This window comes from Streptomyces vulcanius (assembly GCF_042653945.1).
Classification (GTDB): domain Bacteria; phylum Actinomycetota; class Actinomycetes; order Streptomycetales; family Streptomycetaceae; genus Streptomyces; species Streptomyces mangrovi.
In genome coordinates, this window is record NZ_JBHSFK010000112.1 from 1 (window position 1) to 1,284 (window position 1,284).

The 1,284-nt window shown below is 66.0% G+C and carries 2 protein-coding genes; both read left to right on the forward strand.

What is annotated here, in order from left to right; all coding sequences use genetic code 11:
- The first annotated feature begins 67 nt into the window (after positions 1-67).
- Positions 68-367, forward strand: coding sequence for a transposase (locus ACFPIH_RS56205; RefSeq protein WP_381188104.1), 300 nt, complete (start codon positions 68-70; stop codon positions 365-367).
- On the forward strand, positions 364-1,251 hold the full coding sequence (locus ACFPIH_RS56210) for an IS3 family transposase (RefSeq protein ID WP_381188107.1): 888 nt from the start codon (positions 364-366) through the stop codon (positions 1,249-1,251). Before ACFPIH_RS56205 ends, ACFPIH_RS56210 begins: the two co-directional genes overlap by 4 nt.
- The last annotated feature ends 33 nt before the right edge of the window (positions 1,252-1,284 follow it).

A 1,284-nucleotide genomic window follows, 5' to 3' on the forward strand; every position in this document is an offset into this window, starting at 1 on the left:
TGAAGCTTCCCCTTGATCGTGGACACCTGGAGACTGGGACCTGAGGTTCCAGAGGAAGTAGCACCAGGTGGGAAGCAAGTACACGAAGCGGTACACCGAGGAGTTCAAGCGGGACGCCATCGCGCTCGTCGACTCGTCGGGGAAGACGGTTACTGCGGTCGCCCGGGAACTCGGGATCAGCTCGGAGTCCCTGCGCGGCTGGTACCGCCAGGCCAAGGCCGACCGGGGCGAGAGTCAGGGCGGCGAGCTGACCAGTGCCGAGCGCGACGAACTACGGCGGCTGCGCAAGGAGAACCGCGAACAGCAGCAGACCATCGAGATCCTGAAAAAAGCGACCGCCTTCTTCGTGAAGGAGAACGACCGGTGAGCGAGTTGTACCGGTTCATTCATGCGGAGAAGGCGAACTATCCGATCACGCTGCTGTGCCGGGTGCTGCACGTGGCCCGCTCCTCCTACTACGCCTGGCGTGAGGGCGAGACCGGCCGCCGCAAGCGCCAGGCCGCCGACGACGCACTCGCCCACGAGATCACGGTGCTGCACATCGCCTCCCGCCGCACCTACGGCGTCCCGCGCATCCACGCCGAGTTCCGCCGCCGCGGCCGGCAGGTGAACCGCAAACGCATCGCCCGTGTGATGCGCGAGCGTGACATCCGCGGTGTCACCCGGCGCAAGCACCGCTCGCTGACCCGGCCGGACACGAAGGCGAAGCCGGCCCCCGACCTGATCGGCCGCGACTTTCACGCCGAGCGCCCCGGGACCAAGCTGGTGGGCGACATCACCTACCTGCCCACCACCGAGGGCTGGCTCTACCTCGCCTGCTGGCTGGACCTGGCCACCCGCGAGGTCGTCGGCTATGCGATGGCCGACCACCACCGCGCCGAACTCGTCGTGGACGCCCTCGACATGGCCGTCGGCCGGGCCCATCTGGAGCCCGGCTGTGTGATCCACAGTGATCGTGGAAGCGAGTACACATCGGACCAATTCCGTTCTCGAATAGGAGAGTTGGGCTTACGACAGAGCTGCGGACGCACCGGATCATGCTTCGACAACGCCGCCGCAGAGAGTTTCTGGGCTCTGCTCAAGGAGGAGATCGGCACCCGAACCTGGCCCGACCGGGCCACCGCCCGCGCCGAGGTCTTCACCTTCATCGAGACCTTCTATAACCGCCGCCGCCTCCGCAAGCACAAGATCTTCGGCTACCTCACCCCAGCCGAGACCAGGCAGCGGCATCAACACACCCTTGCGGCATAACCCTCACGTGTCCAAGATCACGGGGAAACTTCA